Source organism: Roseomonas haemaphysalidis, assembly GCF_017355405.1.
Taxonomy (GTDB): domain Bacteria; phylum Pseudomonadota; class Alphaproteobacteria; order Acetobacterales; family Acetobacteraceae; genus Pseudoroseomonas; species Pseudoroseomonas haemaphysalidis.
Genome location: NZ_CP061177.1, coordinates 802,198 through 827,993, shown reverse-complemented (window position 1 = coordinate 827,993; position 25,796 = coordinate 802,198). Strand labels below are relative to the sequence as shown.

Annotated in this window: 25 protein-coding genes; 12 read left to right on the top strand and 13 right to left on the bottom strand. The window is 73.0% G+C overall.

The genetic code is table 11. The features are described 5' to 3' along the window. The first annotated feature begins 12 nt into the window (after positions 1 to 12). Genes flgG through flgH form a run of 3 tightly spaced genes read left to right on the top strand, consistent with a single transcriptional unit; the run spans position 13 to position 2,034 of the window. Positions 13 to 795, top strand: coding sequence for a flagellar basal-body rod protein FlgG (flgG, locus tag IAI59_RS03710; RefSeq protein ID WP_207418590.1), 783 nt, complete (start codon positions 13 to 15; stop codon positions 793 to 795). A gap of 17 nt (positions 796 to 812) precedes the next feature. Next, on the top strand, positions 813 to 1,262 hold the full coding sequence (gene flgA / locus IAI59_RS03705) for a flagellar basal body P-ring formation chaperone FlgA (protein WP_207418591.1): 450 nt from the start codon (positions 813 to 815) through the stop codon (positions 1,260 to 1,262). Between the two features lie 31 nt (positions 1,263 to 1,293). Next, the gene (gene flgH / locus IAI59_RS03700) at positions 1,294 to 2,034 is read left to right on the top strand and encodes a flagellar basal body L-ring protein FlgH (RefSeq protein ID WP_207418592.1); all 741 of its coding nucleotides are present in this window, start codon (positions 1,294 to 1,296) and stop codon (positions 2,032 to 2,034) included. Positions 2,035 to 2,117: 83 nt separating this feature from the next. Here flgH and IAI59_RS03695 read toward each other — a convergent pair whose 3' ends face one another. Beyond that, positions 2,118 to 2,672 (bottom strand): hypothetical protein, encoded by a 555-nt coding sequence (locus IAI59_RS03695; protein WP_207418593.1) that lies wholly within the window; start codon positions 2,670 to 2,672, stop codon positions 2,118 to 2,120. 91 nt (positions 2,673 to 2,763) lie between these two features. On the opposite strand from IAI59_RS03695, the gene IAI59_RS03690 reads away from it, so the two are divergent. The 5 genes from IAI59_RS03690 to galE all read left to right on the top strand — a co-directional run bounded on the left by IAI59_RS03690 (position 2,764) and on the right by galE (position 8,959). Next, entirely contained in the window at positions 2,764 to 3,774 is a 1,011-nt protein-coding gene (locus tag IAI59_RS03690) for a helix-turn-helix domain-containing protein (RefSeq protein WP_207418594.1), read from the top strand. Between the two features lie 190 nt (positions 3,775 to 3,964). Then, positions 3,965 to 4,492 (top strand): (2Fe-2S)-binding protein, encoded by a 528-nt coding sequence (locus IAI59_RS03685; RefSeq protein ID WP_207418595.1) that lies wholly within the window; start codon positions 3,965 to 3,967, stop codon positions 4,490 to 4,492. After that, on the top strand, positions 4,489 to 5,505 hold the full coding sequence (locus tag IAI59_RS03680) for an FAD binding domain-containing protein (RefSeq protein ID WP_207418596.1): 1,017 nt from the start codon (positions 4,489 to 4,491) through the stop codon (positions 5,503 to 5,505). The genes IAI59_RS03685 and IAI59_RS03680 overlap by 4 nt, the downstream gene beginning before the upstream one ends. Before the next feature lie 14 nt (positions 5,506 to 5,519). Beyond that, positions 5,520 to 7,775, top strand: a complete 2,256-nt coding sequence (locus IAI59_RS03675; protein ID WP_207418597.1) for a xanthine dehydrogenase family protein molybdopterin-binding subunit — start codon at positions 5,520 to 5,522, stop codon at positions 7,773 to 7,775. Between the two features lie 191 nt (positions 7,776 to 7,966). After that, positions 7,967 to 8,959, top strand: a complete 993-nt coding sequence (galE, locus tag IAI59_RS03670) for a UDP-glucose 4-epimerase GalE (protein ID WP_207418598.1) — start codon at positions 7,967 to 7,969, stop codon at positions 8,957 to 8,959. 12 nt (positions 8,960 to 8,971) lie between these two features. Here the strand turns inward: galE and IAI59_RS03665 are convergent, their stop codons facing one another. Further along, positions 8,972 to 10,159 (bottom strand): ABC transporter substrate-binding protein, encoded by a 1,188-nt coding sequence (locus tag IAI59_RS03665; protein ID WP_207418599.1) that lies wholly within the window; start codon positions 10,157 to 10,159, stop codon positions 8,972 to 8,974. 186 nt (positions 10,160 to 10,345) lie between these two features. Between IAI59_RS03665 and IAI59_RS03660 the strand changes: the two genes are divergently transcribed. Beyond that, positions 10,346 to 12,937 (top strand): penicillin-binding protein 1A, encoded by a 2,592-nt coding sequence (locus IAI59_RS03660; RefSeq protein WP_237180860.1) that lies wholly within the window; start codon positions 10,346 to 10,348, stop codon positions 12,935 to 12,937. 766 nt (positions 12,938 to 13,703) lie between these two features. Continuing rightward, positions 13,704 to 14,678 (top strand): glycosyltransferase family 2 protein, encoded by a 975-nt coding sequence (locus tag IAI59_RS03655; protein ID WP_207418603.1) that lies wholly within the window; start codon positions 13,704 to 13,706, stop codon positions 14,676 to 14,678. A gap of 26 nt (positions 14,679 to 14,704) precedes the next feature. Here IAI59_RS03655 and hisA read toward each other — a convergent pair whose 3' ends face one another. The 5 genes from hisA to IAI59_RS03630 form a co-directional block, all read right to left on the bottom strand. After that, positions 14,705 to 15,433, bottom strand: a complete 729-nt coding sequence (gene hisA, locus IAI59_RS03650; RefSeq protein WP_207418605.1) for a 1-(5-phosphoribosyl)-5-[(5-phosphoribosylamino)methylideneamino]imidazole-4-carboxamide isomerase — start codon at positions 15,431 to 15,433, stop codon at positions 14,705 to 14,707. Positions 15,434 to 15,440: 7 nt separating this feature from the next. Then, the gene (locus IAI59_RS03645; protein ID WP_408887618.1) at positions 15,441 to 16,019 is read right to left on the bottom strand and encodes a GNAT family N-acetyltransferase; all 579 of its coding nucleotides are present in this window, start codon (positions 16,017 to 16,019) and stop codon (positions 15,441 to 15,443) included. Further along, positions 16,016 to 16,669, bottom strand: a complete 654-nt coding sequence (gene hisH, locus IAI59_RS03640) for an imidazole glycerol phosphate synthase subunit HisH (protein ID WP_207418609.1) — start codon at positions 16,667 to 16,669, stop codon at positions 16,016 to 16,018. The genes IAI59_RS03645 and hisH overlap by 4 nt, the downstream gene beginning before the upstream one ends. A 40-nt stretch (positions 16,670 to 16,709) precedes the next feature. Then, positions 16,710 to 17,318, bottom strand: a complete 609-nt coding sequence (gene hisB / locus IAI59_RS03635; RefSeq protein ID WP_207418610.1) for an imidazoleglycerol-phosphate dehydratase HisB — start codon at positions 17,316 to 17,318, stop codon at positions 16,710 to 16,712. Positions 17,319 to 17,418: 100 nt separating this feature from the next. Continuing rightward, a complete protein-coding gene (locus IAI59_RS03630) occupies positions 17,419 to 18,189 on the bottom strand; it encodes an alpha/beta hydrolase (protein WP_207418611.1) in 771 nt (256 codons plus the stop codon). Between the two features lie 119 nt (positions 18,190 to 18,308). Between IAI59_RS03630 and IAI59_RS03625 the strand changes: the two genes are divergently transcribed. Continuing rightward, the gene (locus IAI59_RS03625) at positions 18,309 to 19,193 is read left to right on the top strand and encodes a VOC family protein (protein ID WP_207418612.1); all 885 of its coding nucleotides are present in this window, start codon (positions 18,309 to 18,311) and stop codon (positions 19,191 to 19,193) included. A gap of 35 nt (positions 19,194 to 19,228) precedes the next feature. Here the strand turns inward: IAI59_RS03625 and IAI59_RS03620 are convergent, their stop codons facing one another. From IAI59_RS03620 to cobA, 4 genes are all read right to left on the bottom strand, one after another. Beyond that, entirely contained in the window at positions 19,229 to 19,993 is a 765-nt protein-coding gene (locus IAI59_RS03620) for an adenosylcobinamide-GDP ribazoletransferase (protein WP_207418615.1), read from the bottom strand. Next, positions 19,990 to 21,024, bottom strand: a complete 1,035-nt coding sequence (cobT, locus tag IAI59_RS03615; RefSeq protein ID WP_207418621.1) for a nicotinate-nucleotide--dimethylbenzimidazole phosphoribosyltransferase — start codon at positions 21,022 to 21,024, stop codon at positions 19,990 to 19,992. Before cobT ends, IAI59_RS03620 begins: the two co-directional genes overlap by 4 nt. After that, positions 21,021 to 22,328 carry a cobyrinic acid a,c-diamide synthase CobB gene (locus tag IAI59_RS03610; protein WP_207418624.1) on the bottom strand — a complete coding sequence of 436 codons (1,308 nt, stop codon included), beginning with the start codon at positions 22,326 to 22,328 and terminating at the stop codon, positions 21,021 to 21,023. Before IAI59_RS03610 ends, cobT begins: the two co-directional genes overlap by 4 nt. Before the next feature lie 274 nt (positions 22,329 to 22,602). Then, complete coding sequence (cobA, locus tag IAI59_RS03605; RefSeq protein ID WP_207418625.1) at positions 22,603 to 23,400, bottom strand: uroporphyrinogen-III C-methyltransferase; 798 nt, start codon at positions 23,398 to 23,400, stop codon at positions 22,603 to 22,605. Between the two features lie 26 nt (positions 23,401 to 23,426). Here cobA and IAI59_RS03600 point away from each other — a divergent pair, with 26 nt between their 5' ends. After that, a complete protein-coding gene (locus IAI59_RS03600; RefSeq protein ID WP_207418626.1) occupies positions 23,427 to 24,518 on the top strand; it encodes a cobalt-precorrin-5B (C(1))-methyltransferase in 1,092 nt (363 codons plus the stop codon). Here IAI59_RS03600 and cobM read toward each other — a convergent pair. Both cobM and IAI59_RS03590 read right to left on the bottom strand, forming a co-directional pair. Further along, on the bottom strand, positions 24,482 to 25,243 hold the full coding sequence (gene cobM, locus IAI59_RS03595; RefSeq protein ID WP_207418627.1) for a precorrin-4 C(11)-methyltransferase: 762 nt from the start codon (positions 25,241 to 25,243) through the stop codon (positions 24,482 to 24,484). The two genes, IAI59_RS03600 and cobM, sit on opposite strands and share 37 nt — an antisense overlap. Beyond that, entirely contained in the window at positions 25,240 to 25,629 is a 390-nt protein-coding gene (locus IAI59_RS03590; RefSeq protein WP_237180861.1) for a cobalamin biosynthesis protein, read from the bottom strand. Before IAI59_RS03590 ends, cobM begins: the two co-directional genes overlap by 4 nt. Between the last annotated feature and the right edge of the window lie 167 nt (positions 25,630 to 25,796).

Genomic DNA, 25,796 nt, shown 5'->3' with positions numbered 1-25,796 from the left:
GGAGAACCTATCATGCGCGCCATGAGTATCGCCGCCACCGGCATGCAGGCCCAGCAGACCAATGTCGAGGTCATCGCCAACAACATCGCCAACGTCTCGACCACCGCCTTCTCGCGCCGCAAGGCGGAGTTCCAGGACCTGATCTACCAGTCCTCCGAGCGCGTCGGCTCCTCCTCCTCCGAGGCGGGCACGGTGCTGCCGGTGGGCACGCAGATCGGCCTCGGCACGCGCGGCTCGGCGGTCAACCGCATCACCACCCAGGGCACGCTGACCGAGACGGGCAACAAGTACGACCTGGCGCTGGAAGGCCGCGGCTACTTCGGCATCACTCTGCCGGACGGCACCGTCGCCTATACGCGTGACGGCTCCTTCAAGCTGTCGCCCGAGGGGCAGCTCGTCACCACGGAAGGCTATCCGCTGGAGCCCAACATCAACGTGCCCGTGGATGCCAAGGACGTCACGATCAACCAGGCGGGCGAGGTGATCGTCACGGAAGCCAATGGCCGGCAGCAGAACGCCGGGCGCATCGCGCTGTACCTCTTCGCCAACGAGGCGGGGCTGGAAGCGACGGGTGGCAACAAGTTCACGGAAACCGAGGCCTCCGGCCAGCCCAACCGTGGCCTGCCGTCGGATGTCGGCTACGGCAAGCTGCGGCAAAGCTACCTGGAAGCCTCCAACGTCAACGTGGTGCAGGAAATCACGCAGCTGATCCAGGCGCAGCGGGCCTACGAGATGAACTCCAAGGTCATCGAGGCCAGCGACCAGATGATGCAGACCGCCAACAACATCCGCTGACCGGAAGGTTCCCGACCATGCGCTCCCTCCCCATCGGCGCCGCTCTGCTGGTCGCCTCGCTGTGTCACATCCCGCCCGCGGATTCGCGCGAGGTGTGGCACGCCACGCGCGACCTGCAGCCGGGCGACCTGCTGCGGCCGCAGGACATCGACCCGGCCGAGCCCCGCCGCGACAACCCCGCCTTCATCGAGACGGCGCAGGACATCGTGGGGCAGGAGGTCAAGCGCCGCATCCGCGCCGGCGCCGCCATCCCGCTGCGCGACATCGGCGAGCGCGCGCTGGTGCGCGCCACCCAGCCGGTGCGGGTGTTCTGGAAGTCCGGTGGCATGACGCTGGAGTTGCAGGGCAAGGCGCTGGAAAGCGGCGCCGAGGGGCAGGAAATCCGCGTCCACAACCCCGGCAGCGGCCGCACCCTGCGCGCTTCCGTGGTGGCTGAGGGCACGGCCGAGGTACGCGGCACGCCATAGTTATGCGAAAAACAATCGAAGGCAGAAGCCCATGATCCTCCCGCGCCTCGCCATGCTCGGCCTGCTGGCCCTGGCCGGCTGCGACACGCTGGGCCACATCCAGCGGCCGCCCTCCATCTCCGCCCCCGGCGCGCTGGGCGGCATTCCGCCGGCGGGCGAGCCGGATAGCCCGCTTGCTGTCGCGCTCCGCCCCCGGCTGGAAGGCACCGGGCCGACCGCCCCCGGCTCGCTGTGGCGCCCGGGCAGCCGCACCTTCTTTCGCGACCAGCGCGCCCGCACGGTGGGCGACCTGCTGACCGTGGAGATCGAGATCGACGACAGCGCCCAGTTCGACAACAAGACCGACCTGGACCGCACCTCCACCCAGGGGGTCAAGGTGCCTGGCCTGTTCGGCCTGCAAGGCTTTCTGAGCCAAGCCTTCGGCGGCGCGCTGGACCCGGCGCTGTCGGTCGGCGCCAACAGCAGCTCGGTTGGCGAAGGCAAGGTGCGGCGCAACGAGAAGATCCGCCTGCAGGTGGCGGCCACCGTGGTGCGCGTGCTGGCCAGCGGCAACCTGGAGATCGCGGGTTCGCAGGAAATCCGCGTCAACGACGAGCTGCGCGAGCTGCAGCTGCGCGGCCTGGTCCGGCCGGAGGACATCCGGCCCAACAACCGCATCGCTTCCGAGAAGATCGCCGAGGCACGCATCTCCTATGGCGGGCGCGGCACCTCGTCGGACCTGCAGCGGCCGCGCTGGGGGCAACAGGTCATGGACCGCGTGCTGCCTTATTGAGGGCCGTGGGCAGGAGCCCCCCGGGCTCCCGTCTACCTGTCCGCAGTGGCCCGCATCGGAAGGAACAAGGGGCCGCGGGGGAGCTATTCCCCCGACCTCGCGGTTGTTTCCGCCACGGCCAGTGCCTGCAGCAGCCGTTCCGCCACGCCCGCGTCCAGCCCGCCCGCCAGCACCACCGGGGGCATGCCATCGGTGAAATGCTGCATCACCCGTGCCTCGGCGGCGCGCTGGCGGGTGGCGATGGTGGCCGCCAGCCCGTGCACCCCGCCCACCGCCACCACCGGGGGCGGCGCTTCCACCGTGCGGGCGGCCAGCGCCGGCCAGGCCCAGCGCTGCTCGCCCGCGGCAAGGCCGGCCGGGTCCAGCCGCAGCGTCACCGGCCGGCGCCCGCGCAGGGCGCGCCGAAGGGCCCAGCCTGCCAGCAGCAGGATCAGCACGGCGCAGCCAGCGGCGGACAGCGACAATGCGTCGTGCCGGGCCGGGTTCAGCAGCACCGCCAGTGCCGGCAGGCCGAACAGCCCCCCCAGCAACACCGATGCGGCGAGAAAGGCGGTATCCGGACGGGCCGGACGGATCTCGATCACCGTGGCATGGCCTTCGGTGCGGGTGGCGAAGCGGCTGGTGTCGGGGCGCGGCATGCGCCAAGGCTAAGCCGGATCGTGCCGCGCGGCGAGGCTTGCGCCGGCGCCGCGCCACCCCTGTCATGGGCCACCCTGCCGGAGTCCGCCGATGCACCCTGCCCTGGCCGCCCCCTTGCTGCGCCCCCTGGCCGAGGCGGAAGACGCGCTGTCCCGCCTGGATGCCCTGGCCGGCGCGGCGGGCGGCGCGGTGCGCGAGGGGCTGGTGGCCCGCATGGCCCTGGCCGAGGGCGCCGGCTGGCTGGCGGTGGAGGACCTGTGGATCGACCCGCGCGACCTGGCGCTGCGCGAAGCGCGGCTGACCGGCTCGGCCAGCGCCGCGCTGCTGCGCGACCGGCTGGACAGCGCGCTGCCCGCCACCGCGCAGGCGGCGCTTTACGCCGAGGCACCCGGCGATGCCGCGATCGAGCAGGCATTGCCGCTGGTGGACGCGTTGCGGCGGCGTGTGGACCCCTTCGCCTCGGCGGCCGCGTTTTCCGCAGCACTGGCCCCGCTGGGCGCCGCCCGCTGGCCCGCGGAATCGTCGGTGGCCGGCGTGGCTGCGCCGGCGTTCGCGGCTTGGCGCGGGGCGCTGCTCGATCCTTTGGCCGGGGCACCGGCCTTGCTGGCCGCGGCGCTGGCCGCCGCCGGCTGGATGCGCCAGGCCGGGGAAGCTGAGCCCGCCCGCCCCGCCGCCGCCCAGGCACTGCTGCTGGCCGCCGCCGTGCTGCGGCAGCGCGGCCGGGCGCCGCACGTGCCGCTGCCCTTCTGGGCCGGCTTCGCGCAGCCGCCCCGCCGCCGCCCCGACCCGCTGCACCCGGACTGGCCCGCCCTGTTTCTGCTGGCGGTGGCCGAGGCCGCCCGGCGCGGGCTGGCGGAGCTGGAATGGCTCAATGCCGCCGCCACCCGGGCCGCCGCCCTGGCGGCGCGGGAGCGCAGCCATGGCCAGGCCGGCAAGGCGGCCGAGATCGCGCTGCGCCAGCCGGTGCTGACCGCGACGGGGCTGGCCGCCGCGCTGGGCGCCACGCCCCAGGGCGCGCTGCTGATCATCAAGCGGCTGGTGGCGGCCGGCGTGCTGCGCGAAGCCACGGGGCGGACCAGCTTCCGGGCCTTCATGGTGTGACGGCGGGGGCCGATGTGACCGTGCGGTCAACTTCGTCACGCTTGGTGCGTTGACTCGCCGACTATCGCTCCGGCCGGACCTGCCCGTCCGCGCCGGGGTTTCGCAAAACACACGGGTTTCCATCCATCGCCAAGGCATGCCGGCCGCGCCGTCATGCGGGCCGGCGGGCGACCCCATGCAGGATTCCGCCATGTCCCAAGCAACCCAGGCCGAGGCCGGCCCTGCGCAGCACAGTGCCCCCGCCGGCATCCCGATCACCCTCACCATCAACGGTACGCGCCGGTCCCTGACGGTTCAGCCCTGGACCACGCTGCTGGATCTGCTGCGCGAGGGCGAGGGCCTGACCGGCACCAAGAAGGGCTGCGACCACGGCCAGTGCGGCGCCTGCACCGTGCTGCTGGACGGCGTGCGGATGAATTCCTGCCTGATGCTCGCCGTCACCAAGGACGGCGCGGAGATCACCACGATCGAGGGGCTGGCCGACGCGGATGGCACGCTGCATCCGCTGCAGGAAGCCTTCGTGCAGCACGATGCCTTCCAGTGCGGCTACTGCACGCCCGGGCAGATCTGCTCCGCCGCCGGGCTTCTCAAGGAAGGCCGCGCGGAAAGCGACGAGGACATCCGCGAGCTGATGAGCGGCAACATCTGCCGCTGCGGCGCCTACCCCAACATTGTCGCCGCCATCCAGCAGGTCCGCAACGGGGGGGCCGGCGCATGATCCGCTTTTCCTATGCGCGCCCCGAGGGCGTGGACCAGGCCGTGCAGGCGATCGGCGCCGAGGGCGCCAAGTTCATCGCCGGCGGCACCAACCTCGTCGACCTGCTGAAGTACAACGTCGAAACGCCGACGGCGCTGGTCGATGTCGCGCGCGTCGCCGGGCTCGACCGGATCGAGGAAACGCCGGAGGGCGGGCTGCGCATCGGCGCGATGGTGACCAACTCCACCCTCGCCCATGACGAGCGCGTCGAGCGCGACTACCCGCTGCTGTCGCGCGCCATCCTGTCCGGTGCCAGCCCGCAGCTCCGCAACGCGGCCACCACCGGCGGCAACCTGTTGCAGCGCACGCGGTGCTACTATTTCTATGATACCGCCACCGCCTGCAACAAGCGCGAGCCCGGCAGCGGCTGCCCGGCCAAGAGTGGCGTCAACCGCATCCACGCCATCCTCGGCACCAGCGACAGCTGCATCGCGACGCATCCCTCCGACATGTGCGTGGCGCTGGCGGCGCTGGAAGCCGTCGTGCATGTCTCCGGCCCGCGCGGTGCGCGCGCCATCCCGATGGGCGAGTTCCACCGCCTGCCCGGCGACACGCCCGAGATCGACACCACCCTGGCGCGCGACGAGATCGTCACCGCCGTGGAGCTGCCGAAGCCGCGTTTCGCGACGCACTACACCTACCTGAAGCTGCGCGACCGGCTGTCCTATGCCTTTGCGCTGGTGTCCGTCGCGGTGGGGCTGGAGGTCGAGGGCGGCACGGTGAAGACCGCGCGCATCGCGCTCGGCGGTGTCGCCCACAAGCCCTGGCGCGTTCCGGAAGCCGAGGCGCTGCTGCAAGGCCAGCCGGCCGGCCGCGACACCTTCGACGCCGTCGCCACCCGCCTGCTGCAGGGCGCGCAGGGCTTCGGCGAGAACGACTTCAAGATCGAGCTGGCCCGCCGCGCCATCCGCCGCGCGCTGTCCCAGGCCGCCGCCGGCACGCCGCAGGGCGTGGCCGACAAGCGTATCGCGTAAGGGAAACCCGCATCATGACCATCCCGAACGAGACCTATGTCGGCACGCCGCGCCAGCGCGTGGACGGCCGCGCCAAGGTGACCGGCGCCGCCACCTATGCCGCCGAATTCACCGCGCCCGACCTGGCCTATGGCTACGTGGTGTCCGGTGCCATCGCCAAGGGCACCATCACGGCGATCGACAGCAGCGCGGCGCTGGCCATGCCCGGCGTGCTGCACGTCTTCACGCATGAGAACCGGCCGCGCACCGCGTGGCTCAGCAGCAACTTCCGCGACGAGGTGGCGCCCCCGGGCTCGCCTTTCCGCGCCCTCTACGACAAGCACATCGTCTACAGCGGCCAGCCCGTGGCCCTGGTGGTGGCCGAGGACTTCGACACCGCGCGCGATGCCGCGGCCCTGGTGCGCGTCACCTACGATACCGAGGCGCATGCCACCGACCTGGACCAGGAACGGGCCAAGGCCTACGTGCCGCCCAAGAAGCGCAGCGGCATCGAGCCGCCGCCCAAGCCGCGCGGCGACGCGCCCGGGGCCTATGACGCCGCCCCCTTCAAGCTGCGGCAGGAATACCGGATCAGCCCGGAGCACCACAACCCGATGGAGCCGCACGCCACCACCGTGGTGTGGGACGGGGACGGCGCCATCACGGTGCACGACAAGATCCAGGGCGTGCAGAACAGCCAGACCTACATCACCAACGTCTTCGGCCTGTCCAAGGACAAGGTGCGCGTGGTGTCGCCCTTCGTGGGCGGCGGCTTCGGGTCCGGCCTGCGGCCGCAGTACCAGCTCTACCTCGCCGTCATGGCGTCGCTGGCGCTGGAGCGTTCCGTGCGCGTGGTGCTGACGCGCGACCAGATGTTCACCTTCGGCTACCGCCCGGGAACCATCAACACCCTGTCGCTCGGCGCCGACGCGCAGGGCGCCTTGCAGTCGATCACCCATGAGGCGGTGGCCGGCACCTCGCATTTCGAGGACTACCAGGAAGTGGTGGTGAACTGGTCCGGCGGGACCTACCACTGCGACAACGTGTCGTTCGACTACAAGCTCGCCAAGCTCGACACCTACACGCCGGCCGACATGCGCGCGCCGGGCGCGCCGCTCGGCATGTTCGCCCTGGAATCGGCGATGGACGAGATGGCCGAGGCCCTGCACCTCGACCCGCTGGAATTCCGCCTGCGCAACTACGCGGAAACCGACGAGAACACCGGCAACCCCTTCACCAGCAAGGCGCTGCGCGAAGCCTACCGCCAGGGGGCCGAGCAGTTCGGCTGGAGCAGGCGCAACCACACGCCCCGCTCCATGAAGGAAGGCCATGAGCTGGTCGGCTGGGGCATGGCGACCGGCATGTGGGAAGCGCAGATGCAGCAGACCAGCGCCCGCGCCACCCTGTGGCCGGACGGCCGCCTGGAAGTCGCCTGCGCCACCGCCGACATCGGCACCGGCACCTACACCATCCTGACGCAGATCGCCGCCGACTCGCTCGGCGTCGGCATGGATCAGGTGTCGGTCAAGATCGGCGATTCCTCCTTGCCGACCTCGCCGGTGCAGGGCGGCTCCTGGACCGCTGCCTCGGCCGGCGCCGCGGTGCAAGCGGCCTGCTTCAAGGCGCGCGAAAGCCTGCTCGACGCGGCGCAGAAGATGGACGGCTCGCCGCTGGCCGATGCCACGGCGGACCAAGTCGTCTTCGCCAACGGCCGCATGACGCTGCGCGACGATGCGGCCCGCGCGGTGAGCTACGCGGACGCCATGCGCGCCGCCGGCCTGGACACGCTGGCGGTGGAGGAAACGGTCAAGCCCGACCCCAAGGTGCAGAAATCCTTTTCCTCCTACACCCACTCGGCGGTGTTCGTGGAAGTGCGGGTGGACGAGGAACTGGGCGTGGTGCGGGTCACCCGCGTGGTGGACGCCGTGGCGGCCGGCCGGATCCTCAACCCGCTGACGGCGCGCAGCCAGATCATCGGCGGCGTGGTCTTCGGCATCGGCATGGCGCTGACCGAGGAAACCATGGCGGACCACGCCCTGGGCCGCTTCATGAACCACAACCTGGCCGAGTATCACGTGCCCTCCAACGCCGACATCCAGGGCATCGAGGTGATCTTCGTCGAGGAGAACGACAGCAAGACCAGCCCGATGGGGGTCAAGGGCCTGGGCGAGATCGGCATCGTCGGCACGGCCGCGGCCATCGCCAACGCCATCCACCACGCCACCGGGCGGCGGGTGCGCAGCCTGCCGATCACCATCGACAAGGTGCTCGGCGCCGAGCTGGCAAGCTAGGCCGGGGAGCGTTTCGCCCGGTCCGGCGGGCGCGCGGAACCTGCGGCCGGAGGGCATTCGGTCCTCCGGCCGCCGGGCCGCCGCTCCCACCCCGGGTTGCCATCGGCGGCACAGTGATATTACAGCCTCCGGGTCGCAACCTGGACGCACCGCCCCTTGTCCCCTGACTTCCACTCCGCCACGGTCCGTTGATGGCCCGCTACCTGGTTACGGGCGGCGCCGGCTATGTGGGCAGCCACACGGTGCTGGCGCTGGTGCAGCGGGGCGACGAGGTGGTGGTCATCGACGACCTGCGCCAGGGCCACCGCGGCGCCGTGGCGCCCGGGGCCGAGCTGGTGGTGGCCGACGTGGCCGACCGCCGACAGGTGGCCGAGGTCTTCGCCGCCTGGCGGTTCGACGCGGTGTTCCACTTCGCCGCCCTGTCCCTGGTGGCGGAAAGCATGGCGCAGCCGCTGCGCTACATCACCGAGAACCTGTCCAACACCCTGACCCTCGCGGAAGCGGCCGTGCAGGCGGGCTGCCTGCGCTTCGTGCTGTCCTCCACCGCCGCCTTGTTCGGCTACCCCGACAGCGAGCTGATGCATGAGGGCTCGCGCCTCGACCCCGTGTCCGCCTACGGCGAAAGCAAGCTGATGGCCGAGCGGGGGCTGGACTGGGCGGACCGGGTGCACGGCCTGCGCTCGGCCAGCCTGCGCTACTTCAACGCCGCCGGCGCCGACCCGGGCGGCCGGCTGGGCGAGGACCACAACCCCGAAACCCACCTGATCCCGCTGGCGATCGACGCGGCGCTGGGCCTGGGCCCCGCGCTCACGGTGTTCGGCACGGATTACGACACGCCGGACGGCACCTGCATCCGCGACTACGTGCACGTCACCGACCTGGTGGACGCCCACCTGCGGGTGCTGGACGTGCTCGGCCAGGGGCGCAGCGCCCGCTACAACGTGGGCAACGGCAACGGCTATTCCGTGCGGCAGGTGATCGACGAGGTCAGCCGGGTGTGCGGCCGGCCCGTGCCCTTCCGCACCGGTCCGCGCCGCCCGGGCGACCCGCCGGTGCTGGTCGCCTCCAATGCCCTGCTGCGGGAGGAAACCGGCTGGCGGCCGCGCCATTCTTCCCTGTCCGAGATCGTGCGCACCGCCTGGGAATGGCGGGTGGCGCACCCGCGCGGCTATCGCGGCGGCTGACGGCCGGGCGGCCTAGAGCCGGCACTGCACCGAATAGGCATCACCCTGGTTTTCCAGCAGCTTGCCGGGCTGGGTCACCAGGATCGGCTGCTTCTGGCTGTCCAGCCCGGCCTTCAACAGAAACCAGTCCTGCACCGGATGCTGGTTGGACCCGAAGCTGAACTTGCCGCGCGTGCTTTCGAACCGGGCCGGCTGCATGGCGGCGCGAAAGGCGTCCGTGCTGTCCAGCTTGCCGCCGGTGCCGCGCAGCGCGGCGGCGATGGCTAGCGCCGCGTCGTAGCCCTGCTGGGCGTAGAGGGTGGGCACGCGGTTGTACTTGTTCATGAAGGCGGTCACGAAGGTGCGGTTGGCCGCGTTGGTGAAGTCGCCGTTCCAGCACGCGGCGACATGCAGGCCCACCGCCGCCTCGCCCACCGCCGCCAGGGTGGTCGCGTCCATGGACGGGGCGGGCAGCACCATGGGCAGGCGGGCCAGCATGCCGGCCCCCAGGTATTGCGCCAGAAAGGCGCGCCCCAGCGCGCCGGGGTGGAACTGGTACACCGCGTCCGGCGCCGCGGCGCGGATCTGCGCCAGCTCCGCCGCGTAGTCGGTCTGGTCCAGCCGGGTATAAACCTCGCCGGCGATCTGCCCGCGGAACATCCGCTTGAAGCCGCCCAAAGCGTCCTTGCCGTTCTGGTAGTTGGGCGCCAGCAGGAACACGCGGCGGAAGCCCAGGGTATTGGCCGCCTGCCCCGCCGCCTCGTGCGGCCCCTCGAACTGCCACGCCACGGACCAGTAGTTGCGGTCGCAGTCCTTGCCCGCCAGGAACGACGGCGAGCCATTGGTGCCCACGTAGATGTTGCCGTCCTCCAGCACGTCCGGCACGGTCGCGCCCAGCACGTTGGAAAAGGCGATGCCGGTCAGCAGCCTGACCTTTTCCGTGTCCGTGAAGCGCTCGGCAATCTGCTTGCCCTGGGCGGGCTTCAGCTCGTCGTCCTCTACCAGCAGCCGCACGGCGGCCCCCCCCAGCTTGCCGCCTTCCATCTGCATGGCCAGCAGAAAGCCGTCCCGGATGTCCTGCCCCAGATAGGCGCCGGGGCCGGACAGCGTGGTGATCATGCCGATCTTCAGCGGCGCCCCCTGCGCCAGGGCCGGGCGGGCGAGGGCCGGCGCCGCGGCCAGCACGGCCGTGGCCCGCAGCAGTTGGCGCCTGTGGATCATCAACAAGGTTCCCGTTCCGTCCGGCCGTCAGGGTGGCGGGCCGCCGCGCCCCCACAATGGGGCCTGCGGCCGGGCGGGCCAAGGCCCGTGCCGCCGCGGGCGGGGGCCGTTCCGCGTGCCGCGCGGCGCAACCAAACGAAACTGTCCTTCGCGCCCGGCGCCGCGCGGGTGTAAGGGGAACGTGCCATGGCACTGAATGATCTCCGCGCGGACCGCCCCCTGGTCGGCGCCCGCACCGCCCTTCCCGCCACCGCCGATGCCACGACCGGCGGCGGCGCGCCGCCGGGCCGCCCGCCCCGCCCGCCGCGCGGCGGGGGCGGCGGCTTCGGCCGCTGGGTGCGCCGGCTGATGGGCTGGGGCCTGTCGCTGGCTCTGGCCCTGGCGGTGATCGCCGGCATCGGCGCCTATGCCATCTACCGCCAGGGTGCGGGGGACCTGCCGGACCACGCCTGGCTGGCCGACTACCAGCCGCCGCAGATGAGCCGCATGTACGCCAACGACAGCCAGCTGATGGCCGAGATGGCGCTGGAGCGGCGCGTCTTCCTGCCGATCGACGCCATCCCCAGGCGTGTGCAGGAGGCCTTCGTCGCCGCCGAGGATCAGCGCTTCTGGGAACACCACGGCGTCGATCCCGTGGGCCTGGCGCGCGCGGTGGTGACCAACGTGGAGGGCATGGCCACCGGGCGGCGGGCCATCGGCGCCTCGACCATCACGCAGCAGGTCGCCAAGAACATGCTGGTCGGCAACGACCGCACCATCCTGCGCAAGGTGCGCGAGGCGATCCTGGCGTTCCGCCTGGAAAGCGCGATGTCCAAGCAGCGCATCCTGGAGATCTACCTCAACGAGATCTTCCTGGGGCAGCAGGCCTACGGCGTGGCCTCGGCCGCCATGAACTACTTCAACAAGGGGCTGGACGAGCTGACGCTGAGCGAGACGGCCTTTCTGGCCGCACTCCCCAAGGCGCCCAACAACCTGAACCCGGCCCGCTACCCCGAGGCCGCGCGCGCCCGCCGCGACTACGTGCTGGACCGCATGGTGGACGACAAGGTGGTGACCGCCGCCGAGGCGCAGGCCGCCAAGCAGGATGCCATCGTCATCCGCGGCCGCACCCGCCCCGACATGGTGGCGACCGGCCAGTACTTCACGGAGGAGGTGCGGCGCGAGCTGGTGGCGCGCTTCGGCCAGGACCAGACCACCATGGGCGGGCTGGTGGTCCGCACTTCCATGGAGCCGGACCTGCAGACCTCCACCGAGAAGGCGCTGCGCGACGGGCTGATGAGCTATGACCGCCGCCGTGGCGGCTGGCGCGGGCCGGTGGCCAAGATCTCCGCCGCCGCCACGGAATGGATGCCGGCGCTGGAGGCCACCGCCCGCCCCGCCGGCGCGCTGCCCGCCTGGAAGCTGGCGGTGGTGCTGGATGTCGACCCGCGCGGCGCCAAGCTGTCCTGGCTGGACAAGCCCGCCGATGGCCGCCCCGCCCAGCCGCGCCAGGGCACCCTGGCCTTCGAGGACGTGTCCGGCTGGGCCCGCCCGGTGCGCGATGGCCGCATGGGTGGCGCGCCGCGCCGCATGCAGGACGTGGTCAATGTCGGCGACGTGGTGATGGTCGAGCCCCAGGCCGCCCGCGCGGCCACACCGCGCGCCGAGCGTCTGGCGCTGCGGCAGATCCCCGTGGTGCAGGGCGCCGTGGTGGTGCTGGACCCCGCCACCGGCCGCGTGCTGTCCATGGCCGGCGGCTTCAGTTTCGAGCAGAGCTGGTTCAACCGCGCGACGCAGGCGATGCGCCAGCCCGGCTCCTCCTTCAAGCCCTTCGTGTACCTGCCGGCGCTGGAGATGGGCATCCCGCCCAACCAGCGGCTGCTGGACGCGCCGATCGAGATCATGACGCCGCAAGGCCTGTGGCGCCCCGGCAACTACACCAACCGCACCAACGGCATGGTGACCATGCGCACCGCGCTGGAAAAGTCGCTCAACCTCGTCACCATCCGCCTGGCGCAGGAAATCGGCATCGACAAGGTGGCCGATGCCGCGGCGCGCTTCGGCATCATCCCGCACATGCCCAAGGTGCTGGCCATGTCGCTCGGCGCCGGCGAAACCACGGTGCTGCGCATGGCCGCCGGCTATGCCTCCTTCGTCAACGGCGGCAAGGCCGTGGCGCCGACGCTGATCGACAGCGTGCAGGACCGCTTCGGCCGGCTGGTGTGGCGCGCCGATAACCGCCGCTGCGAAGGCTGCGGCAACGCCGCCAATGCCGAGCCGCCGCGCCTGGTGGACGAGCGCAAGCAGATCACCGACCCGATCTCCGCCTATCAGATGGTGTCCATGCTGCAGGGCGTGGTGCAGCGCGGCACCGGCACCGCCGCGGGCAAGGGGCTGAACCGCCCGATCGCCGGCAAGAGCGGCACCACCAACGACTATTTCGACAACTGGTTCGTCGGCTTCACGCCGGAGGTGGTGGTGGCCGTGTGGGTCGGCTTCGACGATCCGCACAGCCTGGGCGAAGGCGAAACGGGTGGCGGCAACGCCGCGCCGATCTTCCACGACGTGCTGGCCGCCGCGCTGAAGGACACGCCGCCCGTGCCGTTCCGCGCGCCGCCGGGCATCGCCCTGGTGCGCGCCCAGGCCAGCAACGGCGACAGCATCCTGGAGCCCTTCCGCCCCGGTACGGAAAACGCCGCCCGCGCGCCGATCGGCGGCGGGGGCGGCGGCGGCGGCGAGGGTGGCGGCATGGTCAATTCCTCGGCCGGCGCGGACAGCGGGCTGGGCGGCCTCTACTAGAAACCCAGAGACCGGCGAGGGGAAACGGCTTCGAACCGGCTCCCCACCCCGCTGCCGCTTCCGGCCGGGCGGCAGCAGGACAGGGCGTTTCCGTCGCGCCCCGCTTCTGTCGCGGCCGGCACGCCGGCTTTGTCCAAAGGGAAGACTGAGGGCCATGCTCGCTTTTGCGTGATAAATTTACATCTGGTGCAATTAAGTTTTCCGAGGCGTATTCGCGGTCATCACGCATGAGCTAAAGGAGGCCGCAAGGCCTGCAGGGGCCCTCCGAAAGGGCCGGCGATGTCCAGCTTCAGCGTCACTGCGAATTCCTTTGCCGGCTCCGGGGCGCCAGCCGTTGCCGGCGCCTGGCCGCCGCCCGGCCGCGTCGGCCCCTGCCACGCGCCCTCGCCCCGGTCCGACCGCAATGCCGGCCGCCGTGCCATGCAGCGGACATGGCATGCGCACAATGCTGCCGTGGCGCATCCCTATGTTGGTGTCATGCAGTCCTGGGATCTGACCGACCGGCCGGACATCGCGCAGCACCGCCGCCACCGCGCGACGCAGCCGGCCGGATTCCGCCTTCCCGCGTCCGGCTGCGCGCCGCCCGCTGGCCGCGGGCCTGCCCCCCGCATCGGCCAGGCGGCCCGGGCTTCCCCGGAGCCGGCCCCTTCCGCCGCCGCCCCGGCCGGATCCGCCCCGTTGTTCGCCGTGCTTGTCGCCGCCGCCCCCATGGCGGCCCCGCCCCAGGCGCCGGTGCTGCCCGCCTGCCAAGAAGGCTTCGCTCCCCATGCATCCTGATGACCTGCTGCGCAGCCGCCCGCTCGGCAACACCGTCCCGCGCCTGTCCATCCTGGTTCCCACCTATGACCGTGACGTGGTGCCGTTGTGCCAGGAGCTGCTGGCCGACATCGCCACGCTGGACGACCCCCTGTCGGTCGAGCTGCTGGTGCTGATCGACGGCAACCCGACGCTGGAAGGCCAGGGCGCGGTGATCGAGGCCGCCTCCACCACCCGCCCCGGCATGGTGCTGGATGCGACGCTGGCGCCGTTTTCGCACAATCTGGGCCGTGGCGAGGCGCGCAATACCCTGGCCCGGCTGGCGCGCGGCGAGACGCTGCTGTTCCTGGATGCCGACGGCATGCCCGACCGCCCGGGCTTTGTCGGCCGTGCCCTGGCCGAGGCCGGCAACCCCGGCGAGATCGTGTGCGGCGGCCGCACCGGCCGGCGCTGCCCGCCCGCGCCGGCCGATGCCAAGCTGTTCGAGCATCACAGCCGCAAGCGCGAATGGATTCCGGCTGCTGCCCGCAACCAGGACCCCGCCGGCACCTTCATGTCCGCCAACTTCATGGCGTCGCGCGACATGTTCCTGGCCCATCCCTTCGACGACGCCTTCAAGGGCTGGGGATGGGAAGACGCCGAATGGGCCCTGCGCATCGCGCGCGTCGCCTCCATCCGCCACGTGGACAACAGCGTGTCCCACATGGAGCACCACCGGGACGCCGACTGGCTGGGGCGGCTGGAACGCTCGGCCACCAACTACCGCCGGCTGTTCGCCCTGCATCCGGACGCCGTGCGCCGCCACCGGCTGTTCAAGCTGATCCGCCGCTTTCGCCGGGTGGAAACCAAGCCTGGGCTGGCGCCCACGCTGCGCCGCGTGGCCCTGGCCCAGGGGCGCATTCCGGTGCAGGCGCGGCTGATGGCGCTGAAGCTGTACCAGGCGCTGATCTACACGCGCGCGTTGCCGTTTTCGCTGGACGGCTGAGACCAGGGGGCAGCGCCCCCCTGGTCCTACCCCCGGGCGGCGGCCGCCATGGCTTCGTCCGCACGCAGCCGCCCGTCATACAGTGCGCGCCCGATGATGGTGCCCGCCACGTGCCCGGCCGCGATCAACGCCGTGATGTCCCCCACCCCCGCCACGCCGCCCGAGGCGATCACCGGCGTGGTCAGCTTTGCCCCGAGCGCCGCCGTGGCGGCGACGTTGACGCCGCCCAGCATGCCGTCGCGGTCGATATCGGTGTGGATGATGGCGGCGGCGCCCGCATCCTCGAAGGACAGGGCGAGGTCGAGCGCCGAAACGTCGCTGGTTTCGGCCCAGCCCTCGGTCGCCACCATGCCGTCGCGCGCGTCGATGCCGACGGCCACCTGGCCGGGAAAGGCGCGGCAGGCCTCGCGCGCGAAGGCCGGGTTCTTGACCGCCGCCGAGCCCAGGATCACGCGGGCGATGCCGCGCGACAGCCAGTTCTCGATGGTGGCCATGTCGCGGATGCCGCCGCCGAGCTGCACGGGGGCCTTGGTCGCGGCCAGGATGAGGTCCACGGCCGTGGCATTGGCCGGCCTGCCGGCGAAGGCGCCGTCCAGGTCCACCACGTGCAGCCATTCGAAGCCCTGTTCGACGAAGGCGGCGGCCTGCAGCCCCGGGTCCTCGGCATAGGTGGTGGCCTGGTCCATGTCGCCGCGCTTCAGGCGCACGACCTGCCCGCCCTTGAGGTCGATGGCGGGGTAAAGCGTGAAGGCCACGGCGGTTCTAGCCCTTGTTGTGGGTGGCGCGGATGTCCAGCGCGCGGCCGCGCGCCGGCTCCAGCAGCTTGTGGTAGTAGCGGCCGGACACCGTGGCACCGCGCACCCGGGCGTAGGCCGGGTGGGTGCCCCAGTGGGTGTAGCCCATCGCCTCGAACAAGGTGATGGCGGTGGTCTGGGTGTCGCGCACGTCCAGGTTCAGCACGCGGTGGCCGAGGGCGGAGGCGCGTTCCTCCACGCGCCTGACCAGCAGCCGCGCCAAGCCGTGGCCGCGCGCGTAGGGCGCGATGTAGGCGTGGGTGAGCTGCGCGGAAAAGGACTGCGCCTCGTTGTTGCGCGGCGGCCGCAGCAGCTGCGCGGAACCCACGGGCACGCCGTCCAGCCGCGCCACGAAGAGCTCGATCGCCGGCACCAGCAGCACGCCGCGGAAATGCCGCGCCAGGGCCTCGCGCCCCTGCGGCTCCACCCAGCCGAAACCGCCGCCCTCGATGATGGCGGCGTCCGTGGCCTCGCACAGGTCGGCCAGCTCGGCATCGTCCAGCGCCTCGACGCGCTCGACCAGCAGGGCGTGGGTGGCGCTGGTCATGGGCGCCATTCCAGGAAGTTGGCCAGCATCCGCAGGCCGAGAAACTGGCTCTTTTCCACGTGGAACTGCGTGCCCACCATGTTGTCGCGCCCGATCACGGCGGCGACCGGGCCGCCATAGTCGGCGGTGGCCAGCGTTTCGCCCGCCCGGCCGCCGGACAGCGCGAAGGAATGCACGAAATAGGCGTGGTCGCCGGGGGCGATGCCGGCCAGCACGGGGTGGCGGCCGGGCTCGAAGCGCAAGGCGTTCCAGCCCATCTGCGGCAGCGGCAGGGCGTGGCCCGCCGCGTCGCGCGGGTCCATCGGCGCCATTTCGCCGCCGATCCAGCCGAGGCCGGGGGTGATGCCGTGCTCCAGCCCGCGCTCCACCATCAGCTGCATGCCGACGCAGATGCCGAGAAACGGAATGCCGCGCTTCAGCACGGCGCTGTCCACCGCCTCGACCATGCCGGGCATGGCGTCCAGCCCGCGGCGGCAGGCGGCGAAGGCGCCCTGTCCGGGCATCACGATGGCATCCGCCGCGGCCACGGCCTCGGCCCGCGTTTCCACCGTGATCTCCGCCCCGGTGCCGCCTTCCGCGGCCGCACGGCGCAGCGCTCGCAGCACGGAGGCGAGGTTGCCCGAGCCGGGGTCGACCACCGCGACCTTCATGGCGCCGGCTCCGGCCGGCCTTGGGGGACGAGCAGACGCATCACCCTTCCAGCGAGCCCTTGGTGGAAGGAATGGCGCCGGCCATGCGCGGGTCCGGCTCCACCGCCATCCGCAGCGCGCGGGCCAGCGCCTTGAAGCAGCCTTCGGCGATGTGGTGGGCGTTGGTGCCGGCCTTCTGCGTCACGTGCAGCGTGATGCCGGCATTGACCGCGAAGGCCCGGAAGAATTCCTCGAACAATTCGGTGTCCATCTCGCCCACCTTGTCGCGCGTGAAGGTCGCGGACCAGGCGAGAAAGGGACGGCCGGAGATATCGATCGCCGCCTCGACCAGCGCCTCGTCCATCGGCACCAACGCGGAACCGTAGCGTCGGATGCCACGCTTCTCGCCGAGCGCCTGCCGCACCGCCTGGCCAAGCACGATGCCGACATCCTCGGTGGTGTGGTGGCCGTCGATATGCAGGTCGCCCCGGGCGGCCACCGCCATGTCGATCAGGCTGTGCCGCGCCAGGGCCGTCAGCATGTGGTCCAGAAAGCCGATGCCCGTCGCGATCTCCGCCCGCCCGGCGCCGTCCAGGTCCAGACGGACGCGGATCTCGGTTTCGCTGGTCGTGCGGGCAATCTCGGCGATGCGGGCGGGGGCGGGTTGCATCCGGGCTTCCTAGACCGCCCCCCGGTTGGGTGCAAAGGGGATCGGCGTCAGGACCGCCGGCGGGCGGGACGCAGGGCGAGGCGGGAATGATCCGCCGTGCTCAAAACCGTTCCAGCCAGCGCAGCACCTGTTCCGCGACCTTTGGCCAGCCCGGCTCCAGCATCAGCAGGTGGCCCATGCCCGGCAGCAGGGTGGCGCCGACGTTGTGCCACAGGGCGCAACGCTGCACGGCATCGGCGGCGATCAGCCGGTCCTCGCCGCCGCCCAGCACCAGCACGGGGCGGTGGTGCAGCCAGCCATGCGGCACGGGCTGGGGCGACTGCGCTTCCAGCAGCGCCGTACGGGATTCGCCGCCCATCAGCGCCAGAAAGCGCCGTGCCTCGGCCAGCGGCATGGCGGGGCCGAACAGGCTGGCGACCAGCCCGGGGTCGGCCCCGCCCACCGGCGCATCCATGCGCGCGGCCTCGGACCACAGCGAGGGGTCGCTCCAGGCCAGGCGGGTGCTGCTGAACCACAGCCCCTCGGGCGGCACGGGCGCCAGCAGGGCGGCGCCGCGCACCGGTGCGTCCAGCAGCAGCAGCTGCGCCACCAGCGCACCCAGCGAATGGCCGACCAGCACCACCGGGCCGCCGATCGCCGCGATCGCTGTCCGCGCCTGGGCCACGAACCCGGCGATCCCGACGGGGCGGCCGTCCCGGTCCAGGCGCTGGAAGTCGAGGTCCCGAACCGCGAAGCCCGCCGCCTCGCAGCGGGCGGCGAAGCCCTGTCGCCAGATCCAGGCGCCGCAGGCGGCGCCGTGCAGCAACAGCAGCGTGGGCGCGGGCTCGGCCCCGGCGGCGCGGGCGCCCCGGGGCGGGGGGGCGTCGGGCATCAGCGGGGCTTGGGGCGGGTCATCGGCGCAGACCCTACGCCGGCTCATTGACCGCGCCAATGACCGGCGTTGCCGGATCGCATTTCCCCCGCCGGGGGCGGCCGGCGCATCATGGCGGCATGACCACACCCGCCGCCCTGCCTGCCGAATCCCCGCTGCGCGCGCCGCTGCACGCGGCCAGCGTTTCCCTCGCGGTGCATGACCTGGAAGGCATCGCCACCTTCTATGAGCAGTTGCTCGGCCTGCGGCGGCAGCCCGCCACCTTGCCGGGGCGGCTGACCCTGGCGGCGGGCGGGCGGCCGCTGCTGCACCTGGTGCACGCGCCCGGGGCCCGGCCGGACAATGGCCGCGAGCCGGGATTGTTCCACACCGCCTTTCTGGTTCCGGACCGCGCGGCGCTGGCCGCCTGGCTGCATTCCGCCGCCGCGCTGGGCGTCACACTGCAGGGCGCGTCGGACCACGGCGTCAGCGAGGCGATCTACCTGTCGGACCCTGAAGGCAACGGCATCGAGGTTTATGCCGATCGCCCCCGCGCCGCCTGGCCGGCCGCCCCCGCCGGCGGCGTGGCGATGTTCACCCGCCGCCTGGACCTGCGCGCCCTGATGGCCGAGGCCGCCGGCCCGGCGCTGCCCGGCGCCGCAACCGTGATCGGCCACGTGCACCTGCGGTGCCACGACGTCCCGGCGGCCGAGGCCTTCTACGCCACGCTTGGCATGGCGGTGATGCAGCGCATGCCGCAGGCGGCGTTTCTGGCCACCGGCGGCTATCACCACCATGTGGCGGCCAACGCCTGGGCCGGCGGCGATGCATCCCGCCGGCCGGCCGGGCTGACCGGGCTGCTGGAGATGGAGCTGCAGACAACGGACCAAGCCGTGCTGGACCATGCTGTCGCCGTGGCGCGGGAACGCGGCATGGTTCTGGCGGAAGGTCAGAACTTCGTCGTGACCGAGGATGCAGCCGGCATCAGGGTGAAGCTGTCACGGCGGGAAAACCCGCAGGAGTGAAAGGGCCAGCCACGAAACTACTGGCGGCCCGCCCCTCAGGCGCCCATGCTCGCCAGCACGGTCAGCGCGACGACATCCACCACCACCACGGCGGCGCCCAACACGTCGCCCGTCTGGCCGCCGATCTGACGGTGGGCCAGCCAGCCCAGCAGCAGCAGGGCGCCGCCGGCGGCCAGTGTCGCGGCCAGCGCCATGGGGTTTGGCAGCAATGCCCAGGCCGGCAGCAGCGCCAGCGCACCACCGGCCAGCAATGCCGCGCCGGGTGGGCGGGCCAGGCCGGCGGCGAGGCCATCCGGCCTGGCCGCCGGCAGCCAGCGCAGCAAAGGCAGGATCGCACCGCGGCCCAGTGCCGCCGCGGCGCCGCAGGCCGCCGCAGCGGCCGGCAGGCCAGGGGCCAGGGACGGCAGCAGCGCGGCCCGCAGCCCCAGCGCCAGCACCAGGGCCAGCACCCCATAGCTGCCGATGCGGCTGTCACGCATGATGGCCAGCTTGCGCTCGCGTCCCCGGCCTCCGCCAAAGCCGTCGGCGGTGTCGGCCAAGCCATCCTCGTGCAAGCCACCGGAAAGCAGCAGCGTGGCGGCGAGCGACCACAAGGCGGCCGCCCCCGGCGGCAGGCCGAGCGCCAGCCCGCCCGCCAGCACCGCCCCCCCGGCGGCCCCAACGCCGAAGCCCACCAGTGGATAAGCCCAGACGCTGCGGGCGAAACCGGCGGCGCCGTCGTGCTGCGGCAGCCAGCCGACGGGCAGGCGCGTCAGCAACCCCAGCGCCGCCGATACGTCCGCCAGCAGCAGGCGGATCATTCCGCGGCGCCGGATATGCCCGCCTGGGCAAAGGTGGCCATGCCCGCGTGGCAGGCCAGCGCCGCGCGCAGCAGCGGCACCGCCAGCGCGGCGCCGGACCCCTCGCCCAGGCGCAGGCCGAGGTCCAGCAGGGGAACCATGCCCAGGCGGCCCAGCAAGGCGCGATGGCCGTGCTCGGCCGACACATGCGCCACCATGGCATGGTCCAGCCCGCCGTCATGTCCCCGGGGCGAAAGGCGGAACAGCGGCGCGGCGGCGGCGGTGCACACGAAGCCGTCCAGCAGCACCGGCACGCGGTGCCGCCGGGCGGCCAGGGTGGCACCCAGGATCGCCGCCATCTCGTGCCCGCCCAGGCGCCGCGCGGCTTCCAGCGGGTCGCCCAGCGCCGCGCCGTGCAAGGCGATGGCGGCGTCGATGGCGGCGCGCTTGCGGCGCAGCCCGGCGTCGTCCACCCCCGTGCCGCGCCCGGCCCAGAAGGCCCCCAGGCTGGCCGCGCCATCCGCGCCGAACAGCGCCGCCGCCAGCGCCGCGCCGGCGGTGGTGTTGCCGATGCCCATCTCGCCCAGGCACAGCAGGTCCATGTCCGGCAGCACCGCATCGTGCCCGGCGGCAAAGGCGGCGGCGAATTCCGCCTCCGTCATCGCCGGGGCGGTGGTGAAGTCGGCGGTGGGCCGGTCCAGCTGCAGGGGCAGCACGCGCAGCGTGGCGCCGGCCACGGCGGAAAGCTGGTTGATGGCCGCGCCGCCGGCCGCGAAGTTCGCCACCATCTGCGCCGTCACCGCCGGCGGATAAGGCGACACGCCGCGCGCCACCACGCCGTGGTTGCCGGCGAAGACCAGCACCGCCACCCGCTCCAGCCGCGGCATCTCGCGCCCCTGCCAGCGGGCCAGCCAGGCGGCCAGCTCCTCCAGCCGCCCCAGGCTGCCGGGCGGCTTGGTCAGGCTCGCCTGCCGTGCGGCGACGGCCTGGGCGGCGGCCTCGTCCCCGGGCAGCGGCGCGGCGCACAGGGCACGGATCTCGGAAAGGGTCATGCGATGTCCTGGCGGGCGATGGCGTGGAAAAAGCTGCCGGACACCCGGCCCCGCACCCCGCCGCCGGGCGGCAGCGCGGCCTCGTTGGCATCCACCAGCGCGGCCAGCGGCGCGTCCCGGCCGGGGTCGGTGACGCTGGCATAATGGAACTCGTGCCCCCGCAGCCGTGTGCCGGCCGGCCCCAGCGCGCAATCGGCCAGCAGCGTCGCCTCGCGGTAGCCGAGGTTCATGCGACGCTTCGCGAAGCTGGTGGCGTGGCCCAGCATCCCCGCCATGGCGTGGCGCTGGCCGGCTGCGTCCTCCAGCCCTTCCCCCAGCACCATGAAGCCGCCGCACTCGCCATGCACCCGCCCGGCGAAGCCGCGCAGCCCGCGCAGAAAACGCCCGGCCCCGGCCAGCACGCCGGCATGCAACTCGGGGTAGCCACCCGGCAGCCAGCAGGCATCGCAGCCCGGCGGCGGCGGCTCGTCCGCCAGCGGCGAAAACGGGACCAGCTCCGCCCCCGCCGCCCGCCAGCCCGCCAGCACATGCGGGTACACGAAGCCGAAGGCAGCGTCCGACGCCAGCGCGATGCGCTGCCCCGGCGGCCGCAGCGCTGCCGGCGGCGCGCCGCCCGCCGCCGGCAGCGGCGTGGCCAGCGCCGCGATGGCTTCAAGGTCCAGATGCGCCTCGCCCAGGTCGGCCAGCCGCGCCAGCATCGCCGGCAGCCCGTCCAGTTCCCGCGCCTGCACCAGCCCCAGGTGTCGCTCCGGCAGCGCGATCGCCGCCTCGCGCGGCACCGCGCCCAGCACCGGCAGGCCCAGCGCGCGCATCGCACCCTCCGCCCCCGCGCGGTGCCGCGGGCTGGCCAGCTTGTTCAGCACCACCCCCGCCACCCGCACACCCGGATGATGCGCGGCAAAGCCCCGCGCCACGGCGGCGGCCGACTGCGACTGCCCTGAGACATCCAGCACCAGCACCACCGGCACCCCCCAGCGCGCGGCCAGGTCCGCGGCACTGCCCTGCCGCCCCTCGGCCTCGCCCGCGCCGTCGAACAGGCCCATCGAGGCCTCGATGATCTTCAAACCTCCGCCGGGCGCGGCCAGCACGTCCAGCAGCGCCGGCGGCATCGCCCAACTATCGAGATTGACGCTGGGGTGGCCAGTGGCCGCCGCATGAAACGCCGGGTCGATGTAGTCGGGACCCGACTTCGCCGCCTGCACGGGAACGCCGCGCCGCCGCAACGCCGACAGCAGCGCCAGCGTCACGGTGGTCTTGCCGGAACCCGAGCGGGGGGCGGCGATGATGAGGGCCTTGGTGGTCATGGTCCGGCCAGGGGGCGCTGCCCCCTGGACCCCCGCTGGGGGGACAGTGTCCCCCCAGACCCCGCCATTCGGTTTTGGTGCCGCCCCGAGGGCCGGTGACCCTCGGCGACTGAGGGCGCAGCACGCGGTGGCTTCTTATGAAAGTCATCAGCAGCGGCTAGGCACCCGTTCCGGCCCCAAAGCCCCAGAATGCTGTCTGACGGCGGGGTCTGGGGTGGCACTGCCACCCCAGCGGGGGTCCAGGGGGCGGCGCCCCCTGGTCCGCACCCGCCCCTCATGGCGCCAGCTTCCCGCGCATCGCCACCACCCCCCCGATCACCACCATGGCCGGCGATTCCACCGCCTCCGCCCGCACCAGGGCCGGAAAGCCGCCCAGCGTTCCCACCACCACGCGCTGCCCCGGCAGCGTGCCGGATTGTACGGCGGCGGCGGGTGTCGCGGGGTCCAGTCCCGCGGCGAGCAGGGCGTCGCAGATCGCGTCCAGCCGGCGCAGCGCCATGTACAGCACGACCGGTTGGCCGAGGCGGGCCAGCGCCGCCCAGTCCAGCCCGCCGCCGCCCTCGCCCGCGCCGTGGCCGGTGGCCAGCACCACGGCGTGGTTGATGCCGCGCATGGTGGCCGGGATGCCGGCCTGGGCCAGGGCGGCGAGGCCGGCGGTGAGCCCCGGCACGATGCGGCAGGAGATGCCGGCATCGGCCAGGGCCAGCGCCTCCTCGCCGCCGCGGCCGAAGACAAAGGGGTCGCCGCCCTTCAGGCGCAGCACGCGGTAGCCGGCACGCGCGCGCTCGATCAGCGTGGCGGTGATGTCGGCCTGGTCGGCGGAGGGGCGGCCGCCGCGCTTGCCGGCGAAGATGCGCTCGGCCTGCGGAGCAAGCGCCAGCACGCGGGGGTCGATCAGGTCGTCATGCACCAGGCAGTCGGCCTGGGCGAGGCCGGCGAGGGCATCGAGGGTGAGCTGGCCCGGGTCGCCCGGGCCGGCGCCGACCAGCCAGACATGGCCGGGGGCGAGGCGCGGGGCGGGCAGGCCGGTGAGTTGCTCCAGCAGCGCGAGGCGTTCGGTGGCCGGCATCATGACGCGGGTGTAGCATCGGCGGCGTGATGGCCCCCGACCTGCCCCCCAAGGAAACGCTGCGGCGCGGCTGGACCACAGGTGCCTGCGCCACGGCGGCGGCGCGCGCCGCCTGGCTGGCGCTGCGGGACGGCCACTTCCCCGACCCGGTGGAGATCCTGCTGCCGGGCGGCGAGCGGCCGGCCTTCGTGCTGGCTGAGAGCCGGCTGGCCGATGGCGTGGCGATGGCGGCCATCGTGAAGGATGCGGGCGACGACCCGGACGTGACGCATGGCGCGCTGGTGCGGGTGTGGGTGCGGCGCGGCCCGCCGGGGGCGGGCATCACCTTCGCGGCCGGGCCGGGGGTGGGCACCGTGACGCTGCCGGGCCTGCCGCTGCCGGTGGGCGAGCCCGCCATCAATCCCGGGCCGCGCGGCATGATCCGCGCCGCGCTGGGCGCGGTGGATGCCGCCGTGACCATCGGCATCGACGATGGCGAGCGGATCGCGCTGCGCACCATGAACGGGCGGCTCGGCATTCTCGGCGGGCTGTCGGTGCTGGGCACCACGGGCGTCGTGGTGCCCTATTCCTGCGCCGCCTGGATTCATTCCATCCACCGGGGCGTGGACGTGGCGCGCGGCACCGGGCTCACGCATGTGGCGGGTGCGACGGGCGATGCCTCGGAGCGCGCGGTCGCCGCCTTCCATGCGCTGCCCGAGCAGGCGCTGATCGACATGGGCGACTTCGTCGGCGGCATGCTGAAATACCTGCGCGCGCACCCGGTGCCGCGCGTGACGGTGGCCGGCGGCATCGCCAAGATCACCAAGCTGGCGCAGGGGCGGCTGGACCTGCATTCGCGGCGCGGCGTGGTGGACATGGCGGCGCTGTCGGCGCTGGCGCGCGACCTCGGCGGCGACGACGCGCTGGCCGGGCGCATCGCGCAAGCCAACACCACGCCGGAGGCCTTCGCGCACGCCACGGCGGCCGGGCTGGCGCTGGGCGACGCGGTCGCCACCCGCGCGCTGGGCGTGGCGGAGGCGGTGGTGGAGGGCACCGGCATGGCGCTGGATGTCGCGATCTTCGACCGGGACGGCGCGCTGATCGGTCATGCCGGATCGCCGCCGCGGAACCGCCGCACGTAGTCGGTGCTGTAGAGCGCGCTGTCGGTGGTCGCCTCGCCCAGCCCGGGGCCGAGCAGGATCAGCGCGGTGCGCTCGGCCGGCGCCTCGGCCAAGCGGGCCACGATGTCGGCGAGCGTGCCACGGAGGATGCGCTCGTCCGGCCAGGAGGCGCGCACCACCACCGCCACGGGGCAGTCCGCGCCGTAGAATGGCAGCACGCGTTCCACCACCCGCTCCAGCGCGTGGATCGCCAGATGGATCGCCAGCGTGGCGCCGGACCTCGCGAAATTCTCCAGCGTCTCGCCCGGCGGCATGGCGCTGGCGCGGCCGTCGATGCGCGTCAGCACCAGGGACTGCGCCACGCGCGGCAGCGTCAGCTCCTGCCCCAGCGCCGCCGCCGCGGCGGCGAAGGACGGCACGCCGGGCGTGACGGTATAGGGGATGCCGCGCGCCTTCAGCCGCCGCACCTGCTCGGCCATCGCCGACCAGACCGACAGGTCCCCCGAATGCAGCCGCGCCACGTCCTGCCCCAAAGCCTCGGCCCGCAGGTATTCCGCCTCGATCGCATCGAGGTCGAGCGAGGCGGTATCCACCAGCCGGGCGCCGGGCGGGCAATGGCTCAGCAGCGCGGCGGGCACGATGGAACCGGCAAACAAACACACCGGACAGGCCGCCAGCAGGTCCCGCCCCCGCAGGGTGATGAGGTCGGCGGCGCCCGGCCCGGCGCCGATGAAATGCACGGTCATGCCGCGCTTCCTGCCGCCTGCGCGGCCGCTACGCCAGAGGCAACGGCGCAGGTCACCCCCTCGCCCGCCATGCGCGGCCGCAGCAGCACGCCCCCCGCCGCCGCCAGCGCGCAGCCCTCGGCCACCGAGGCGAGGCCGGTGGCCGCCAGCGCCGTGGCCGAGCGCGTCGGGCAGCGCGGCTGTGCCGCCTCCAGCGCCGCGCGCGGCACCACCAGCAGCGGCAGCCCCAGCGCCGCCGCCGCCTGCCGCGCGGCCGGCGCATCCGCGCGGAACTCCGGCACCGCGAGGTGGGTGAAGGGCGGCAGGCCGCGCTGCGCCTCGGCCAGCAATGCCAGCAGGGCCTCCGGCGTGGCATAGGGGCGGAGGCCGAGGCCGGCGATGATCAAGGCCGGGGGAAAGAATTCCCCCGGACCCCCATCTTTTTTTTGGCCTGTTTCCGCGTGCGCGGGTGGCACGCAGGCGCCCCCCGCCGCCACGGCCCGTCGCGAAAGGGAAGCAAAAAAAAGCAGGGGCTCGGGGAATTCTTTCCCTGACCTTCCTGCAACATTGCTGA

What these genes read in the sequence shown, in the direction of transcription:
- flgG (WP_207418590.1), top strand. Translation starts at nt 13, where the DNA reads ATGCGCGCCATGAGTATCGCCGCCACCGGCATGCAGGCCCAGCAGACC.
- flgA (WP_207418591.1), top strand. Translation starts at nt 813, where the DNA reads ATGCGCTCCCTCCCCATCGGCGCCGCTCTGCTGGTCGCCTCGCTGTGT.
- flgH (WP_207418592.1), top strand. Translation starts at nt 1,294, where the DNA reads ATGATCCTCCCGCGCCTCGCCATGCTCGGCCTGCTGGCCCTGGCCGGC.
- IAI59_RS03695 (WP_207418593.1), bottom strand. Translation starts at nt 2,672, where the DNA reads ATGCCGCGCCCCGACACCAGCCGCTTCGCCACCCGCACCGAAGGCCAT.
- IAI59_RS03690 (WP_207418594.1), top strand. Translation starts at nt 2,764, where the DNA reads ATGCACCCTGCCCTGGCCGCCCCCTTGCTGCGCCCCCTGGCCGAGGCG.
- IAI59_RS03685 (WP_207418595.1), top strand. Translation starts at nt 3,965, where the DNA reads ATGTCCCAAGCAACCCAGGCCGAGGCCGGCCCTGCGCAGCACAGTGCC.
- IAI59_RS03680 (WP_207418596.1), top strand. Translation starts at nt 4,489, where the DNA reads ATGATCCGCTTTTCCTATGCGCGCCCCGAGGGCGTGGACCAGGCCGTG.
- IAI59_RS03675 (WP_207418597.1), top strand. Translation starts at nt 5,520, where the DNA reads ATGACCATCCCGAACGAGACCTATGTCGGCACGCCGCGCCAGCGCGTG.
- galE (WP_207418598.1), top strand. Translation starts at nt 7,967, where the DNA reads ATGGCCCGCTACCTGGTTACGGGCGGCGCCGGCTATGTGGGCAGCCAC.
- IAI59_RS03665 (WP_207418599.1), bottom strand. Translation starts at nt 10,159, where the DNA reads ATGATCCACAGGCGCCAACTGCTGCGGGCCACGGCCGTGCTGGCCGCG.
- IAI59_RS03660 (WP_237180860.1), top strand. Translation starts at nt 10,346, where the DNA reads ATGGCACTGAATGATCTCCGCGCGGACCGCCCCCTGGTCGGCGCCCGC.
- IAI59_RS03655 (WP_207418603.1), top strand. Translation starts at nt 13,704, where the DNA reads ATGCATCCTGATGACCTGCTGCGCAGCCGCCCGCTCGGCAACACCGTC.
- IAI59_RS03645 (WP_408887618.1), bottom strand. Translation starts at nt 16,019, where the DNA reads ATGACCAGCGCCACCCACGCCCTGCTGGTCGAGCGCGTCGAGGCGCTG.
- hisH (WP_207418609.1), bottom strand. Translation starts at nt 16,669, where the DNA reads ATGAAGGTCGCGGTGGTCGACCCCGGCTCGGGCAACCTCGCCTCCGTG.
- hisB (WP_207418610.1), bottom strand. Translation starts at nt 17,318, where the DNA reads ATGCAACCCGCCCCCGCCCGCATCGCCGAGATTGCCCGCACGACCAGC.
- IAI59_RS03630 (WP_207418611.1), bottom strand. Translation starts at nt 18,189, where the DNA reads ATGCCCGACGCCCCCCCGCCCCGGGGCGCCCGCGCCGCCGGGGCCGAG.
- IAI59_RS03625 (WP_207418612.1), top strand. Translation starts at nt 18,309, where the DNA reads ATGACCACACCCGCCGCCCTGCCTGCCGAATCCCCGCTGCGCGCGCCG.
- IAI59_RS03620 (WP_207418615.1), bottom strand. Translation starts at nt 19,993, where the DNA reads ATGATCCGCCTGCTGCTGGCGGACGTATCGGCGGCGCTGGGGTTGCTG.
- cobT (WP_207418621.1), bottom strand. Translation starts at nt 21,024, where the DNA reads ATGACCCTTTCCGAGATCCGTGCCCTGTGCGCCGCGCCGCTGCCCGGG.
- IAI59_RS03610 (WP_207418624.1), bottom strand. Translation starts at nt 22,328, where the DNA reads ATGACCACCAAGGCCCTCATCATCGCCGCCCCCCGCTCGGGTTCCGGC.
- cobA (WP_207418625.1), bottom strand. Translation starts at nt 23,400, where the DNA reads ATGATGCCGGCCACCGAACGCCTCGCGCTGCTGGAGCAACTCACCGGC.
- IAI59_RS03600 (WP_207418626.1), top strand. Translation starts at nt 23,427, where the DNA reads ATGGCCCCCGACCTGCCCCCCAAGGAAACGCTGCGGCGCGGCTGGACC.
- cobM (WP_207418627.1), bottom strand. Translation starts at nt 25,243, where the DNA reads ATGACCGTGCATTTCATCGGCGCCGGGCCGGGCGCCGCCGACCTCATC.